A 13,746-nucleotide genomic window follows, 5' to 3' on the forward strand; every position below is an offset into this window, starting at 1 on the left:
CCAGAGTCATTTAACCATCCGTTCTGATCTCATGCGCGAACCGGTTTCGGGGTTCAATCCACGGAAATCGGCATTCAGGGGATGGCAGCCGGACTCCGTCTAGCTACACTGATTTTACACGATGATTCGAAACGAGCCGGTGAGCTTCCGGTGGTGACCGACAGGTTACCGACGAGGCTGAAGGTAAGCTCCAGACAGGGTAACTCAGTTATTCTGGCGGCGACGAGCGATCATCGAAATGTAGTTCCGGTTAAGTGTTGGCGCGTTCCGCTCGAATTCGCAATCATTCCGGTCAAAAAGGTGCCGCATGAGCCTCATGGAATTGAACGTTGAGCGTCAGTCGAACCCGGTGGACATGATCGAGTTCGTCGCAGCTTCCAACGATTGGACATTCGAACGGTCCGGCGAAGACGAGATCGCCATGACCGTGGAGGGTCGGTGGACGGACTACCACGTGTCCTTCTCCTGGATGGAGGAGTTCGAGGCGCTGCATCTCGCCTGTGCCTTCGATCTAAAGATCCCCGATATCCGCGTGAACGAGGTCATCCGGCTTCTGTCCTACGTGAATGGTCAGACGCTGATGGGGCATTTCGACCTGTGGCGTCAGGAAGACGTGGTGATCTTCCGCCAGTCGCTTCTGCTGGCCGGCGGTGCCGAGCCCACGAACCAGCAGGTCGAGGTTCTGTTTTCCAGCGCGCTTGATGCCTGCGAGGCCTATTATCAGGCGTTCCAGTTCGTGGTCTGGTCCGGCATGGAAGCCAAGGCTGCCATGGATTGCGTCCTGTTCGAGACGGTCGGCGAGGCTTGATGGCGTTGCAGCTGGGTTCGATCGTTCTCGTCGGTGCCGGCAATATGGGCGGCGCCATGCTTTCCGGCTGGTTGAAGAACGGCGTTCCCGCCGCTTCCGTCACCGTCGTTGACCCATCGCCGTCCGAGGGGATGAGAGCGATGATGTCCGACGCCGGCGCGACGCATGTTACGGCACTTCCAGACGGTGCGTCGGCAGATATCCTGTTTCTCGCGGTCAAGCCGCAGCTGATGGATGCCGTTCTGCCGCCGCTGAAGCCTGTGGTCGGCGCTTCGACAGTCGTCGTCTCGGTCGCAGCCGGCAAGACGCTGTCCTCCATGCAGAGCCATCTCGGGGACGGTGCAATGGTGCGCGCCATGCCGAACACGCCGGCCATGATCGGCCGCGGCGTGACCGGTGCCTATGCCAACGACAAGGTGTCGGCCGCCCAGCGCGATGCGGTGCATGCGCTTTTAAAGGTCAGCGGTCCGGTGGAATGGGTTTCGAGCGAGGCGGATATCGATGCCGTCACCGCCGTTTCCGGCAGTGGCCCGGCCTATGTCTTCTATCTGGTCGAATGCATGGCGGAGGCCGGGCGCAAAGCCGGTCTTCCTGCCGATCTTGCGATGCGGCTTGCGCGCGAAACCGTGTCGGGTGCGGGAGAACTTCTGCATCAATCGACGGAGGATGCCTCGCGGCTTCGCCAGAACGTGACGTCTCCGGGCGGCACCACGGCTGCTGCCCTCTCCGTGCTAATGGCAGACGATGGGATGCAGCCGCTGTTCGACAAGGCAATCGAGGCAGCGCGGAGCCGCGCGGAAGAACTGGGACGCTGAGCAGCCATGTCTGACGAGATAAGCTTTGCCGACTTCGAGAAGGTCGATATCCGGGTTGGCACGATCGTCGAGGTCGAGCCGTTTCCGGAAGCCCGCAAGCCGGCCTTCAAGCTGAAGATCGATTTCGGGCCTGAGATCGGCGTCAAGAAATCGTCGGCGCAGATTACCGTCCACTATACGCCTGAAACGCTGCTCGGACGCCAGGTGCTGGGCGTCGTCAATTTTCCGCCGCGCCAGATCGGGCCGGTCCGTTCCGAAGTGCTGACGCTTGGCTTTGAAGACGAGAACGGCGCGATCGTTCTGGCTGCCGTCGAGCAGGGCGTTCCAAACGGCAAGAAGATGATGTGATCAGGCGCGAGGGCGTCCTCACCGGACACCTTAGCCGTTTCGCCAACAGTCTCCCCAACTCTCACGTGAGCTCTTTGACTGCCGGGCCTTCGCTCAGGCCGGAACGCGAACGATTGCCCTCAACCCACCGCTCGGACTGTCGTCCAGCGTGACATTGCCGCCATGCGAGCGGGCGATGTCGCGGGCGATCGCGAGGCCGAGGCCGGTTCCGGACGCATCGAGATTGCGGGCCTCGTCGAGCCTGTGGAATGGCTTGAACACGTCCTCGCGGGATTGCGCAGGAACGCCCGGGCCGTCGTCATCGAGGGTCAATGTCAGCCACTTGGCGCTGTGGCGCGCATCGATATGCAGGTTGTCTGCGTAGCGCTGGCTGTTCGAGACGAGGTTTCCAAGCAGGCGGTTGAAGGCGTTGGGCCTCACAGCGATCTCGTCATCGCCTTCGATGTGGTAGGTGAGGATCTGGCCGTGCAGGCTGAAACTTACGCGGAATTTCTCGAGAAGCTCGCTGAGATAGAGCGTACCGAAATCCTCCTCGGCCTCGCCCTTGGCAAATGCCAGATAGCCCTCCAGCATGGACTGCATGTCTTCGACATCCTGTTCCATGCCGGCGAGCTCAGGCTTGTTGCCGGCAAGTGCCAGCTGCAGCTTGAATCGGGTGAGGATGGTGCGCAGGTCGTGGCTGATGCCGGCCAGCATCGCGGTGCGCTGCTCCATCTGCCGTTCGAGCCGTTCGCGCATCTGGATGAAGGCAAGGCCTGCGCGCCTTACCTCGTCTGCGCCGCGCGGCGAAAAGCCTTCGGTCTTTTGTCCCTTGCCGAAACTTTCCGCCGCCTGGGCAAGTCTCAGAATCGGGCGGATCTGGCCGCGCAGGAACAGGATCGAAATCACCACCAGCACGAAGGCGGTGCCGATCATCCAGATCAGGAAGATGTGGGTGTTGGACGCGTAGGTAGAGCCGCGTCTGGCAAACACCCGCAGCACCCGTTCGTCCATTTTCACGCGGATCTCGACGAGCCGACTGTCGCCTACCGTATCGATCCAGAACGGCATGCGGATCTGACTGCTCAACTGTTCGGCAAGGATGTTGTCGAGGATCGCGAAGAAGGGGCGCTGGCGGGGCGGCGGGAGCTGGCCGTTCTCCTCGATTGCAATCGTCAGGCCGAGAGAGCTGTCGGCGATACGGCTGACTTCGTTGTAGTTGCTGTCCTGCGGATAACTGCGGATGATCTCGATAATGGCGGCGATGTCGCGAACGGTGCCTTCAGACAGGCGCTCCGTGACCATGCGCCAGTGGCGTTCCATGAACACCGCGGCGACGACTGTCTGCAGCAGGAGCATGGGGAGAATGACGATCAGCAGCGAACGGGTGTAGAGGCCCGTCGGCAGCCAGCGACGCAGCCAGCGCGTGAACGGACGCCAACCGGGGAGGGTCAACCGGCTGGTCTCTCGCTTCAGCGTGTTGAAAATTGCCATTCGCCGCCCGTTATCGTCCTGTCGTCGGTCTCTTGTGCATCAGTCGATACTCAGCCTGTACCCGATGCCACGCACGGTCTGGAGATAGACCGGGTTGGCGGGGTCTTCTTCGATCTTACGACGCAGCCGGTTGATCTGCACGTCGATTGTGCGCTCGCCGACATCCGTATCGTCCCCGATCAGTTCGTGGCGGGGGATCGTTTCGCCGGCGCGCAAGGCAAACAGCATCATGATTTCCTGTTCGCGGTCGGTCAGGCGGATCGTCTCGGCAGCCTTGCGCAGTTCCTTGCGCGGGATCGAGAAGGTGAACGGACCAAACATGATCTGCTCGATCTTCGGTGCATCGGCCGAGCTGCTGCGGCGCAGGATGTTGTTGATGCGCAGGACCAGTTCGCGCGGATCGAAGGGTTTCGACAGGTAATCGTCGGCACCTGCCTCGAGACCGGCGATGCGCGACTCCGCCTCGACCCGTGCCGTCAGCAGGATGACCGGGGTGGTCTTCTTTTCATAAAGCGACTGGGTGAGCGACAGGCCTGTTTCGCCCGGCATCATCACGTCGAGAATGATGAGGTCGAAATGCAGTCCTTCCAACTTGCGCCGCGCTTCGGCGGCATCTCCCGCGACCGTGATACGGAAACCCTGCTCCACCAGATAGCGGTTGAGGAGATCGCGGATGCGGGTGTCGTCGTCGACAACGAGAAGGTGAGGGGCGTCGTCCAAAAGCAGTGTATTGGTCATCTGTCTGTCCCGGTCAGATATCCTGACTGATGTCGATATCAGAAATCACGAGGTTCGGGTCACGTCCACGCATCCGTTGAAGGAAAAGGGTTACGCTTTCCCGCATCCCGGGGGTGAAGTCTTCCATGGCGCGTGCGATACGCTTGGATTGCGGCTCGCACAGGGCCAGCGCCAGTTCGCGGCCGGCAAGGGTCGGATAGAGGCGGCGCTGTCTGCGATCCTTGGCCCCGGCCATCTGCCGGATATAGCCAGTCTCGATCAACTGCTTCAGGACGCGGGCGAGGCTCTGCTTGGTGATCTGCAGCAGATCAAGAAGATCCGTCACCATCATCCCCGGCTGGCGGCAGACGAAATAGACAACCCGATGGTGGGCGCGCCCCATGCCGATCTTCGCCAGGATAGCGTCCGGATCGGACACGAAGTCGCGATAGGCAAAGAAGAACAGCTCGATCGCTTCGAAATCGATCTGGCCCTCGTCGACCACGGGCATCTGTGGCGGGACTTTCTTGACGGCTTTTCCCGTCGCTGCAGGCGGCACGCCGTTTCCTTTCGCTCGCTACGTTTTCATCGTGTGAAGCTGTTTAACGTAATCCTTTTGCGCTGTCGCCCGTGATAAATCGCTCTGGCGGTCAAAATTCGACCGGTTGTGTTGCTTTCAGGGAGAACACGCACTTTCTTTTGCGCGCATGACTTGTCCGGCGGAACCTTTATCCCCAAGCGCCATTATTCCCAGCGAACGACTGGAGATTATTCAATGAACGCGCACACTTATTCCGCAATGCCGCCGATCGAGCTTAACCAGACCAAGGCCGAAGCTCATCCGCTGCGCCCGGTCTTCATCACTGTGATTGCGCTGAAAGTCGTCGTCTCGGCATTTCTGCTGGCGACTGTATCGCTGGCCCCGCCGGTTGCTGCCGAAGGCACGTATCTGGCCGCCGCTATCAACTGATTTTGAGGCTGTCATCGGCAAGCCTTCCGGCTATGAAGAACGACAACGTTCAGGGCAGGACAGGCATTATGGGTCGATTGCAGGCAAGCGTCATTCCGGTGACGCCATTTCAACAAAACTGTACCGTCTTCTTTGACGACGATACAAAGACAGGCGTCATCGTCGACCCAGGCGGTGACATCGGGGTTATTCTGGACCTCGTGCGCAAAAGTGGCATTACCCTTTCCGAGATCTGGCTGACCCACGGGCATATCGATCATGCCGGAGGTGCCGATGAACTTCGCGAGGTGCTCGGCATTCCTGCCGTCGGACCCCACCGCGACGATCTTCCCCTTCTCGAAAATCTTGAAAAGCAGGCTCAGATGTTCGGTGTCGACGGCGACGTCCGCAACGTTGTGCCTGATCGGTTTCTTGACGAAGGCGAAACAGTCTCGTTCGGCGAGCATGTGTTCGAGGTTTTTCATTGTCCGGGACATTCGCCCGGTCACATCATATTCTACAACAGAGACCATGCCTTCGCACATCTTGGTGACGTCCTGTTTGCCGGATCGGTCGGACGGACCGACCTACCCGGAGGCGATCACGCGACCCTGCTGGACTCGATCCGCACCAAGGTTCTGCCGCTGGGAGACGAGATAGGTTTTCTCTGCGGTCACGGACCGGGAAGCCGGATCGGCGACGAGCGCCGCAGCAATCCATTCCTGAAGGGCCTGTAACCGGCAGCCGGTATCACGGGCATAAAAAAACCCGGCATCACTGCCGGGCTCCAACTGGAATGAGCGAGCTTTTAAAGCTCAACCGGAGATCTGCAGATTGACGGCCTTGGGGCCTTTTCCGCGACGATCCGGTTCCGTGTCGAAGCTTACTTTCTGGTTTTCAGTCAGCCCGGACAGGCCGGAAGCCTGTACGGCGGAGATATGAACGAAGATATCGGCGCCACCGTTGTCTGGTTTAATAAAGCCGAATCCCTTGTCCGTATTGAAGAATTTCACAGTGCCAGTCTCGGCCATGCAGCAGGTCCTTTTCCTTCTGTCCGTGTTCAGCGGCGGACAGCATCAGAGTGTGCCCTCACGGGCGGCGGCAGGCAGCTTTAAGAAAGGGTCCCTGTGTTTACCGCGGCGACTGGCAGATAAGGTATAAAACCAAGCCCCCAGTTCCCGCCCGAAGTCTTGGCGCCTTCGGAGCGCGTCATTATAGGTCTTCCCATGCTCGTAAATTGCCCGAACATGGACAGAGTGCTGTGTTTATCGAAAATTGGCAAGAAAAAGTTTTTTGAAAGGCAAGCCCGTTCCGGCCTGCCTCATTTGTCCAAAAGCGCTGAAAATGCGGGCTTTGCGCATGGTCCGAAGGAAGTTGGATGGGCAACGGATCGCTGGCGATGCTTCGCCCGATCGGCTCTATGCGTGTTCGCGTCATGTTTGTAGCCGTTTCCCAACGTCTACACTCTCTGCGGGAAGTCCCACTGCGAACCGGTGAAGGTGCGGACGGCTAGCTGCCCTGATGTCTGCGGCCGAAGGTTTTCATCCGCTTGAGAGGGGTGGCCGACGGAAACGGGGCGGCGGCAGAGACGCGAATGGCGGATGCAGGCGAGGGGCTCATGTCGAGGTCGCCGCCGATGCGCGGCAGGCCGTGTTCCGGGAATGTCCTGTCGAACGTGGTCGGGGCGAGTTCAGGCCGTGCGAGTGCATATCCCTGCACGAGAGACGCGCCGAATTCCTCGCACACCTCCACCTGCCACATTTCCTCCAGTCCTTCGATGATCGGCTCGATCCCGTCATCCAGCATCTGCTGCAGGACGACGCGCAGGAGTGCTGCTCCTGCCGGATTGTCGAGAAAGTCGCGGACCCAGCCGGGTTCGAATTTGACGTAGTCAGGCTTCACCCGCTTGAGGAGCGCCAGATCGGACTCGCCCGCACCGTAATCATCGATCGCCACCTGGAAGCCGATGGCGCGCATGTGGCTGGTGAAGTCGGCGATGACGGCGGCGTTGGTCTCGGCGGTCTGGCGGATTTCGCAGACGATCCGGTTGACGGCAAGTCCGGCTTCGTGGCTCGCAAGTTTGATGCGTTCGACTTCGTGGCGCATGTCTTCGGGCGTGCGCACCAGACCCGGCTGGAACTTGACGAAGATCTTCGCCTGGCGTCTGTCGAGCCGGCCGGTGTTGAGAATATGGATCGTCCGGACCATGCTGTCGATGTCGGCAACTTCGGCGGGATCAACGAGGCTGAAGAATTCGTGCGGGGGAACGGGATCTTCGCCACGATAGGCGCGCACGAGCCCGACAAAGGCTTCGATGGCCAGCCGATTGCCGGGTTTCGACGTTCTGAAAATGGGCTGAAGCGCGGATCTGAGAATGAAAGGCCCGTACGCGGTCGACCATGCCCCGTCGTCGCCGCGAACCAGGTTGGCGAAAATGCTTCTCGATGCCATACCCGTACCGTCTCCTGCGCAATTTTGCAGATTGTAGGCGAGACGGGTTACGCGGTCGTAAATACGCGTCCGAAGGTTTTAATCAGCGACATTGATGGCATTCATTCATGCTTTTTTCTTGAAAGGCGCCGGTTCATTCTCCATACAGCTTGAGGCGGCCGCTCGGCGGCGAATGAGCGCACCCCGCCGTAGTGTTCAATCAGCCCAGGACCGAAACGACATGGCCTTTCTTGCCGACGCCCTTTCCCGTGTAAAGCCTTCAGCGACAATCGCTGTTTCCCAGAAAGCTCGCGAACTGAAGGCGAAAGGGCGTGATATTATCGGTCTCGGTGCCGGTGAGCCTGACTTCGACACGCCTGACAATGTCAAGCAGGCGGCGATCGACGCGATCAACCGCGGTGAAACCAAGTACACGCCGGTTTCGGGTATTCCAGAGCTGCGCAAGGCGATCGTCGACAAGTTCAAGCGTGAAAACAACCTCGACTACAAGGTCGAGCAGACCATCGTCGGAACCGGCGGAAAGCAGATTCTGTTCAATGCCTTCATGGCGACGATGAATGCAGGGGATGAAGTGATCATCCCAGCACCCTACTGGGTTTCCTACCCGGAAATGGTCTCGATCTGCGGCGGCACGCCGGTAACGATTTCGACCAAGCAGGAAAACAACTTCAAGCTGACGGCCGAAGAGCTGGAAAGCGTGATCACGCCGAAGACCAAGTGGTTCATCTTCAACTCGCCGTCGAACCCGACGGGCGCTGCCTACAGCGCGGATGAACTTAAGTCGCTGACCGACGTGCTGCTGAAGCATCCGCATGTGTGGATCCTGACCGACGACATGTACGAGCACCTGACCTTCGGCGACTTCAAGTTCGCGACGCCGGTCGAAGTGGAGCCGAAGCTCTACGACCGGACGCTGACAATGAACGGCGTTTCCAAAGCCTATGCGATGACCGGCTGGCGCATCGGCTATGCGGCCGGTCCGATCGAACTGATCAAGGCGATGGACATGATCCAGGGCCAGCAGACCTCGGGCGCATCGTCGATCGCGCAGTGGGCGGCTGTCGAGGCACTCAACGGTCCGCAGGATTTCGTGACCAAGAACAAGGCGATCTTCGAAGGCCGCCGCGATCTCGTCGTGTCGATGCTCAACCAGGCGTCCGGCATTGTTTGCCCGAAGCCTGAAGGCGCATTCTACGTCTATCCGTCCTGCGCCGGCCTGATCGGCAAGACGGCTCCGACCGGCAAAGTCATCGAAACGGACGAGGATTTCGTGTCCGAGCTCCTGGAATCGGAAGGTGTCGCCGTGGTTCACGGATCGGCCTTCGGTCTTGGCCCGAACTTCCGCATTTCCTACGCGACGTCGGAAGACATTCTCGAAGAAGCCTGCAAGCGCATCCAGCGCTTCTGCGCAGCCTGCAAGTAAGTTTCGAGACACGAGTTTGATGGGAGAGCCCGGCCAAGCGCCGGGCTTTTTCGTGAGTGGTGGTCCAGTGGAGGGAAGGTCGGGGCGGGCCACGGCTATAGCCCCGACCGAGCCCCTTTTCGAGGATCCTGCGTTTAAGCCTTGGTTAGCTTGACGATCGTCGAGGAGCCGGAGCGGGTTTCGGTGACGGCGTAGACGGCGCCATCGGGGCCGACCTTGACGTCGCGGATGCGGGCCTTGAGCGGAACGTGTTCTTCGTGACTCACCTTGTCGCCATCCATATGCAGGACCACCACGCCCTGGGTTACCAGGCCGCCGACCAGGAATGCGCCCTTCCATTCGGGGATCGCATCGCCATCGTAGAAGGCCATGCCGGAGGGGCCGATGACCGGATCCCAGTAATAGACGGGCTGTTCGGTCTGAGCCTTCTCGGTGATGCCGTCGCCCACCTTGCCGCCGCTATATTCGACGCCGTAGGTAACCTCCGGCCAGCCGTAGTTCTTGCCGGCTTCCGGTCGGTTCAACTCGTCGCCGCCCTTGGGGCCATGTTCGACCGTCCAGAGGCGGCCGTTGCCATCGAGCGCTGCTGACTGGAGATTGCGGTGGCCGTAGGACCAGATTTCCGGTCGCGCTTCGGCCTGATCAACGAATGGATTGTCGGGCAGGGCCTTGCCGTCCATGTCGATGCGGAAGACTTTTCCAAGACCGCTTTTGAGATCCTGTGCCTGGACACGCGGCTCCGGATCGGACCGCTCGCCGACCGTGACATAGAGCTCGTTGTTGTTGCCAAAGGTGAGGCGCGAGCCGAAATGCTTGTTGCCGTCATAGCTTGGCATCTGCTGGAAGATCACCTTGACGTTTTCCAGCTTGCCGCCGCCATCGTCGTTGGCGACGAGCTTGGCGGAGGCGACGGATGTGCCGTTGCCGTCTTCACGCTCTTCGGAGAAGGAGAAGAAGATCATGCCGGACGTTTCGTGATCCGGGGCGAGGGCCACGTCGAGAAGACCGCCCTGGCTAGCGGACAGGACTTTTGGAACGCCTTCGATCGCAGGGCCGGGCTTGCCGTCCTTGATGATATGCATCGCGCCTTCCTTGGCGGTCACCAGCATGCGGCCATCGGGGAGAAATTCCATAGACCAGATGTGCGGAAGCCCTTCGGCAACGACTTCGGTGGTGATCTTAGGCATTTCCGCCGGCTGCGCTGCGCGGGTCTGACCGGTGAAGGCAGGCTTTTGATCCTTCGCATTTGGAGCGCTTGTTTCAACCGGTTTGCCACCGGTTTGCGCCATTGCGGGAGCGCCGACCAGTGCGAGAGCCAGGGCCGTGCCTGCAAGGAAGATGTTCGTGCGTTTCATGGGTCACCTCCGGACTTTGTCTTGATGCCTTTCAGTGGCGATCGCTCGCCAGGCATTGTCCCATCTAGGGCGGCCAGTCCCGAAGACCGAACACAGGGTGTTCAACTCTTCTTTATTGCAGATGTCACAATCCGATCATCGTCAGCATGATGAAGGTCGCAAACAGCACAAAATGGGTCATGCCCTCGATTGCGTTGGTCTGGCCGTCGTTGAGGTTGATCGCCGCAACCACGAGCGTGATTGCCACCATCACCGTCTGGACCGGCGTCATCGCCATGATGAAGGGCTGGCCGGTATAGAGCGCGATGCCTTCCATGACCGGGACGGTGAGAATGACCGTCGAGAGCGACGCGCCCATGGCGATGTTGACGACGGACTGCATGCGGTTCTTGAGCGCCGCCCGCATGGCGGTCAGGATTTCCGGCGCGGCGGAGATGGCGGCGACAACGACAGCGGTCAGCGCGATCGGCGCGCCGGAGCCTTCCAGGCCTTCGCCCATGAAGACCGACATGAATTCCGCCAGGAAGCCGATGATCAGAACGCCCAGAAGAATTATGCCGATCGATACGGCCGCGGAATCCTCGGCGGCCTCCTCCTGAGGCGCGGACGCTGTCCCGGCGGCTGCCGCCTTCTGGGTCCGCGGATAGGTGTAGCTGAAGAAGTAGCTGTGCGGCCCGACCTGCATCTTGAGAAAGACGCCGTAGAGCGCGATCATCGCGCAGATGGTAAAGGCGGAATAGTAGTGCCAGCTTTCACGCGGTACGAATTCCGGCACGATCATCGAAATGCCTACCGCCGTCATGATCATGACAGTGTAGGTGCGGCTTAAATCGTCGTTATAGGGTTGCTCGCCATGGCGCAGGCCACCGAGCAGGGCCGCGAGGCCAAGAATGCCGTTGATATCCAGCATCACCGCCGAATAGATCGTGTCGCGCACCAGCGTCGGTGAGGAATTCGAACCCATCATGATGGCGAGGATCAGGACCTCGACCGCCACCGCGGACAGGGTGAGGATCATCGTGCCATAGGGGTCGCCAACCTTGTGCGCCAAAACCTCCGCATGATGCGCGACACGTGTCGATGCAAGCACGATCACGCCGACGAAGAGCGCTGCTGCGATCAGCGACACCGTCTTTCCGGCCTCCAGAATTGAGTGTTCGATGAAGAAGCCGAGAATGGCGACAACGAGGGCGATCAGCAGGAATTTCTCCTGCCGGAGGTAGGTCGCGATTTGCACTGGAAGCTCCTGGAAACGATCTCGGAGAAACTAGGGTTGTCGGTCGACCTGCACAGAGGACGGTTTGCGATAATCGGTCTTTGGTGCCATTATCCTCGCCAGTGGAAGGAACTTCGCGGCGTATTCCGGCTTTTTTGCTCTACGCGGCCTTCTGGACCGAGACCGGTCGGGGCAGCCACGAAAAAACATACAGGAGGATCTATGACCAAGGTCGTTTACACAATCGTGCCACATGATGGCGGCTGGGCCTATCGACTGGGCGACGTTTATTCCGAAACATTCCCGAACCACAACGACGCGCTGCAGGCGGCCCGCATTGTGGCTGCCGAACAGCAGGTGGGTGGTGAGCCCGAAGAGATCAGCTGGCAGGACGCAAAGGGCGTCTGGCACACCGAGCACAGCGACGGCGGTGACCGTCCCGAAGCCGAAGTTGTGGATGGCGATCAGGCGGACGCGCGCTAAGCATTCGCTGCGACCAAAAAGAAGGCCATGCCCGGCGTTTGTGCCAGGCATGGCCGATTTCAGATAGTCGGGCCTAAAGCTTAGGCTTCTGCTGATTCAAGCGACGGGTAGTCGGTATAACCCTTAGCGCCGCCGCCGTAGAATGTGTTCTTGTCCGGCTCGTTGAGCGGCGCGTTTGTCTTGAAACGCTCGACCAGATCCGGGTTGGCAATGAACAGCTTGCCGAAAGCGACGCCATCCGCATAGCCGCTAGCTACAGCCTTTTCAGCCGTATCCTTTTCATAGCCATTGTTGACCACCCAGGCGCCGGTGCCGCCGGCGTTGCGGTAGGTATCCTTCAGTTCCTGGTAATCGAACGGCTTGCCGCCCTGGACATAGTCGCGGTCACCACCGGTCGCACCCTCGATGACGTGGATGAAGGACAGGTTGCGGGTCGCCAGTTCCTTGACCAGATAGTCGAAGACCGTCTGCGGCGCATCTTCGGTGATGTTGTTGGCAGGCGTAACAGGCGACAGGCGAATGCCGACGCGACCGCTGCCGATGGCTGCAGCGACGGCGTCAACGACTTCGAGCGCGAACCGGGCGCGGTTCTCGACGGAGCCACCGTATTCGTCTTCGCGGAGGTTGGCGCCAGTCTTCAGGAACTGGTCGATGAGGTAGCCGTTGGCGCCGTGGATTTCGACGCCGTCAAAGCCGGCCTCGATCGCAGCCTTTGCACCGGCAGCAAAATCGGCAACGACGCCCGGGATCTCGGAAAGTTCGAGAGCGCGCGGCTCCGATGTATCGGCAAACGCGCCGCTGCCATCCGGGTTGATGATGTAGGTCTTGCCCTTGGCGCCCAGTGCGGAAGGCGCGACGGGTGCGCCTTCATTCGGCTGCAGCGAGGTATGCGAAACGCGACCGACGTGCCAGATCTGGGTAACGATCTTGCCGCCCTTCTTGTGAACGGCTTCCGTCACCTTCTTCCAGCCGTCGATGGCCGGAGCGAGGTAAAGGCCCGGAACGTCGGCATAGCCCTGTCCCTGCTGGCTGACCGGGGTGCCCTCGGTGATGATGAGGCCCGCCGAGGCGCGCTGTTCGTAATAGGCGATGTTGAGATCGTTGGGGATCGCCTTCGGCGAACGGTTGCGGGTGAGCGGCGCCATGACGACGCGGTTCTTCAGTTCGATGTCGCCGAACTTTACCGGTTCAAAGAGTGAGGTCACAGGAATATCCTTCCATGCTGCTTTGGGAGTGATTGAGTTAAGGGGTGGCATTCAGAGAGCGGAGCGAAGATTGGTCACGAAGTCTGCGATCTTCTCCTCGTCGCGGCTGTAGAACGCCCATTGACCAACCCGGCTCGTTTTCACGAGGCCGGCTTTTTCGAGGGTCGAAAGGTGCGCAGAGACGGTCGATTGCGACAGACCACATCGTCTTTCGAACTGCTTGGCACAGATGCCCATTTCGAGCGGATGATCCTGATCGGAAAAATGCTGCTCGGGCTGCTTCATCCATTCAAGGAACTCAATCCTCGTCGGATGGGACAGTGCTTTCAGTATCTCGGTGCGATCCATCGTCTTTCCATATCGTCTCTAACCGATATATAGATCGTCTGAAGACGATTTAAAGGAATGACGTTCCCATTTTTTTGAGGAAGGCAAAAAAAAGGGCCTCCAGATTGCTCCGAGGCCCGTCAGGTGTGAAGGTCTAAAACCTCCAGAGGGGAACA

The 13,746-nt window shown here is 59.7% G+C and carries 16 protein-coding genes; 7 read left to right on the plus strand and 9 right to left on the minus strand.

Going from position 1 to position 13,746, the window contains the following annotated elements; genetic code table 11:
* The first annotated feature begins 307 nt into the window (after window positions 1-307).
* The 3 genes from AC0JZ8_RS11905 to AC0JZ8_RS11915 are packed head-to-tail and all read left to right on the plus strand — an operon-like array spanning window position 308 to window position 1,971.
* Window positions 308-808: a type III secretion system chaperone family protein gene (locus AC0JZ8_RS11905; RefSeq protein ID WP_062455815.1), complete on the plus strand. Its 501-nt coding sequence runs from the start codon at window positions 308-310 to the stop codon at window positions 806-808.
* Window positions 808-1,623 (plus strand): pyrroline-5-carboxylate reductase, encoded by an 816-nt coding sequence (gene proC / locus AC0JZ8_RS11910; protein WP_471892577.1) that lies wholly within the window; start codon window positions 808-810, stop codon window positions 1,621-1,623. The genes AC0JZ8_RS11905 and proC overlap by 1 nt, the downstream gene beginning before the upstream one ends.
* A gap of 6 nt (window positions 1,624-1,629) precedes the next feature.
* Entirely contained in the window at window positions 1,630-1,971 is a 342-nt protein-coding gene (locus AC0JZ8_RS11915) for a tRNA-binding protein (protein WP_062455821.1), read from the plus strand.
* A 93-nt stretch (window positions 1,972-2,064) separates the two neighbouring features.
* On the opposite strand, the gene AC0JZ8_RS11920 is transcribed toward AC0JZ8_RS11915, so the two are convergent.
* The 3 genes from AC0JZ8_RS11920 to AC0JZ8_RS11930 are packed head-to-tail and all read right to left on the minus strand — an operon-like array spanning window position 2,065 to window position 4,720.
* A complete protein-coding gene (locus AC0JZ8_RS11920; protein ID WP_430257366.1) occupies window positions 2,065-3,444 on the minus strand; it encodes an ATP-binding protein in 1,380 nt (459 codons plus the stop codon).
* A gap of 39 nt (window positions 3,445-3,483) precedes the next feature.
* Complete coding sequence (locus tag AC0JZ8_RS11925) at window positions 3,484-4,182, minus strand: response regulator (protein WP_471892578.1); 699 nt, start codon at window positions 4,180-4,182, stop codon at window positions 3,484-3,486.
* Between the two features lie 13 nt (window positions 4,183-4,195).
* Window positions 4,196-4,720, minus strand: a complete 525-nt coding sequence (locus tag AC0JZ8_RS11930) for a MarR family winged helix-turn-helix transcriptional regulator (protein WP_062582974.1) — start codon at window positions 4,718-4,720, stop codon at window positions 4,196-4,198.
* 216 nt (window positions 4,721-4,936) lie between these two features.
* On the opposite strand from AC0JZ8_RS11930, the gene AC0JZ8_RS11935 reads away from it, so the two are divergent.
* Together AC0JZ8_RS11935 and AC0JZ8_RS11940 are read left to right on the plus strand one after the other, a co-directional pair.
* Window positions 4,937-5,131 (plus strand): hypothetical protein, encoded by a 195-nt coding sequence (locus AC0JZ8_RS11935; RefSeq protein WP_062455833.1) that lies wholly within the window; start codon window positions 4,937-4,939, stop codon window positions 5,129-5,131.
* 68 nt (window positions 5,132-5,199) lie between these two features.
* On the plus strand, window positions 5,200-5,847 hold the full coding sequence (locus AC0JZ8_RS11940; protein WP_471892579.1) for an MBL fold metallo-hydrolase: 648 nt from the start codon (window positions 5,200-5,202) through the stop codon (window positions 5,845-5,847).
* Between the two features lie 78 nt (window positions 5,848-5,925).
* On the opposite strand, the gene AC0JZ8_RS11945 is transcribed toward AC0JZ8_RS11940, so the two are convergent.
* Both AC0JZ8_RS11945 and AC0JZ8_RS11950 read right to left on the minus strand, forming a co-directional pair.
* Window positions 5,926-6,141, minus strand: coding sequence for a cold-shock protein (locus AC0JZ8_RS11945; RefSeq protein WP_006725577.1), 216 nt, complete (start codon window positions 6,139-6,141; stop codon window positions 5,926-5,928).
* 478 nt (window positions 6,142-6,619) lie between these two features.
* On the minus strand, window positions 6,620-7,561 hold the full coding sequence (locus tag AC0JZ8_RS11950) for an EAL domain-containing protein (RefSeq protein ID WP_471892580.1): 942 nt from the start codon (window positions 7,559-7,561) through the stop codon (window positions 6,620-6,622).
* A gap of 220 nt (window positions 7,562-7,781) precedes the next feature.
* Between AC0JZ8_RS11950 and AC0JZ8_RS11955 the strand changes: the two genes are divergently transcribed.
* On the plus strand, window positions 7,782-8,984 hold the full coding sequence (locus AC0JZ8_RS11955) for a pyridoxal phosphate-dependent aminotransferase (protein WP_062455840.1): 1,203 nt from the start codon (window positions 7,782-7,784) through the stop codon (window positions 8,982-8,984).
* A gap of 134 nt (window positions 8,985-9,118) precedes the next feature.
* Here the strand turns inward: AC0JZ8_RS11955 and AC0JZ8_RS11960 are convergent, their stop codons facing one another.
* Together AC0JZ8_RS11960 and AC0JZ8_RS11965 are read right to left on the minus strand one after the other, a co-directional pair.
* Window positions 9,119-10,339, minus strand: coding sequence for a PQQ-dependent sugar dehydrogenase (locus tag AC0JZ8_RS11960; RefSeq protein WP_471892581.1), 1,221 nt, complete (start codon window positions 10,337-10,339; stop codon window positions 9,119-9,121).
* Between the two features lie 124 nt (window positions 10,340-10,463).
* Entirely contained in the window at window positions 10,464-11,576 is a 1,113-nt protein-coding gene (locus tag AC0JZ8_RS11965; protein WP_471892582.1) for a calcium:cation antiporter, read from the minus strand.
* 201 nt (window positions 11,577-11,777) lie between these two features.
* On the opposite strand from AC0JZ8_RS11965, the gene AC0JZ8_RS11970 reads away from it, so the two are divergent.
* A complete protein-coding gene (locus tag AC0JZ8_RS11970; protein WP_062455848.1) occupies window positions 11,778-12,038 on the plus strand; it encodes a DUF2188 domain-containing protein in 261 nt (86 codons plus the stop codon).
* Between the two features lie 80 nt (window positions 12,039-12,118).
* Here the strand turns inward: AC0JZ8_RS11970 and AC0JZ8_RS11975 are convergent, their stop codons facing one another.
* Both AC0JZ8_RS11975 and AC0JZ8_RS11980 read right to left on the minus strand, forming a co-directional pair.
* The gene (locus tag AC0JZ8_RS11975) at window positions 12,119-13,243 is read right to left on the minus strand and encodes an alkene reductase (RefSeq protein ID WP_062455851.1); all 1,125 of its coding nucleotides are present in this window, start codon (window positions 13,241-13,243) and stop codon (window positions 12,119-12,121) included.
* Between the two features lie 51 nt (window positions 13,244-13,294).
* Window positions 13,295-13,591 (minus strand): ArsR/SmtB family transcription factor, encoded by a 297-nt coding sequence (locus tag AC0JZ8_RS11980; RefSeq protein WP_062455854.1) that lies wholly within the window; start codon window positions 13,589-13,591, stop codon window positions 13,295-13,297.
* Window positions 13,592-13,746 lie beyond the last annotated feature (155 nt).

It is taken from the genome of Velazquezella soli (assembly GCF_977018685.1).

Excerpts from the sequence above, each read along its gene's own strand:
- AC0JZ8_RS11980 (WP_062455854.1), bottom strand. The coding sequence starts at position 13,591 with ATGGATCGCACCGAGATACTGAAAGCACTGTCCCATCCGACGAGGATT.
- AC0JZ8_RS11920 (WP_430257366.1), bottom strand. The coding sequence starts at position 3,444 with ATGGCAATTTTCAACACGCTGAAGCGAGAGACCAGCCGGTTGACCCTC.
- AC0JZ8_RS11925 (WP_471892578.1), bottom strand. The coding sequence starts at position 4,182 with ATGACCAATACACTGCTTTTGGACGACGCCCCTCACCTTCTCGTTGTC.
- proC (WP_471892577.1), top strand. The coding sequence starts at position 808 with ATGGCGTTGCAGCTGGGTTCGATCGTTCTCGTCGGTGCCGGCAATATG.
- AC0JZ8_RS11905 (WP_062455815.1), top strand. The coding sequence starts at position 308 with ATGAGCCTCATGGAATTGAACGTTGAGCGTCAGTCGAACCCGGTGGAC.
- AC0JZ8_RS11955 (WP_062455840.1), top strand. The coding sequence starts at position 7,782 with ATGGCCTTTCTTGCCGACGCCCTTTCCCGTGTAAAGCCTTCAGCGACA.
- AC0JZ8_RS11970 (WP_062455848.1), top strand. The coding sequence starts at position 11,778 with ATGACCAAGGTCGTTTACACAATCGTGCCACATGATGGCGGCTGGGCC.
- AC0JZ8_RS11935 (WP_062455833.1), top strand. The coding sequence starts at position 4,937 with ATGAACGCGCACACTTATTCCGCAATGCCGCCGATCGAGCTTAACCAG.
- AC0JZ8_RS11945 (WP_006725577.1), bottom strand. The coding sequence starts at position 6,141 with ATGGCCGAGACTGGCACTGTGAAATTCTTCAATACGGACAAGGGATTC.
- AC0JZ8_RS11960 (WP_471892581.1), bottom strand. The coding sequence starts at position 10,339 with ATGAAACGCACGAACATCTTCCTTGCAGGCACGGCCCTGGCTCTCGCA.
- AC0JZ8_RS11915 (WP_062455821.1), top strand. The coding sequence starts at position 1,630 with ATGTCTGACGAGATAAGCTTTGCCGACTTCGAGAAGGTCGATATCCGG.
- AC0JZ8_RS11940 (WP_471892579.1), top strand. The coding sequence starts at position 5,200 with ATGGGTCGATTGCAGGCAAGCGTCATTCCGGTGACGCCATTTCAACAA.
- AC0JZ8_RS11950 (WP_471892580.1), bottom strand. The coding sequence starts at position 7,561 with ATGGCATCGAGAAGCATTTTCGCCAACCTGGTTCGCGGCGACGACGGG.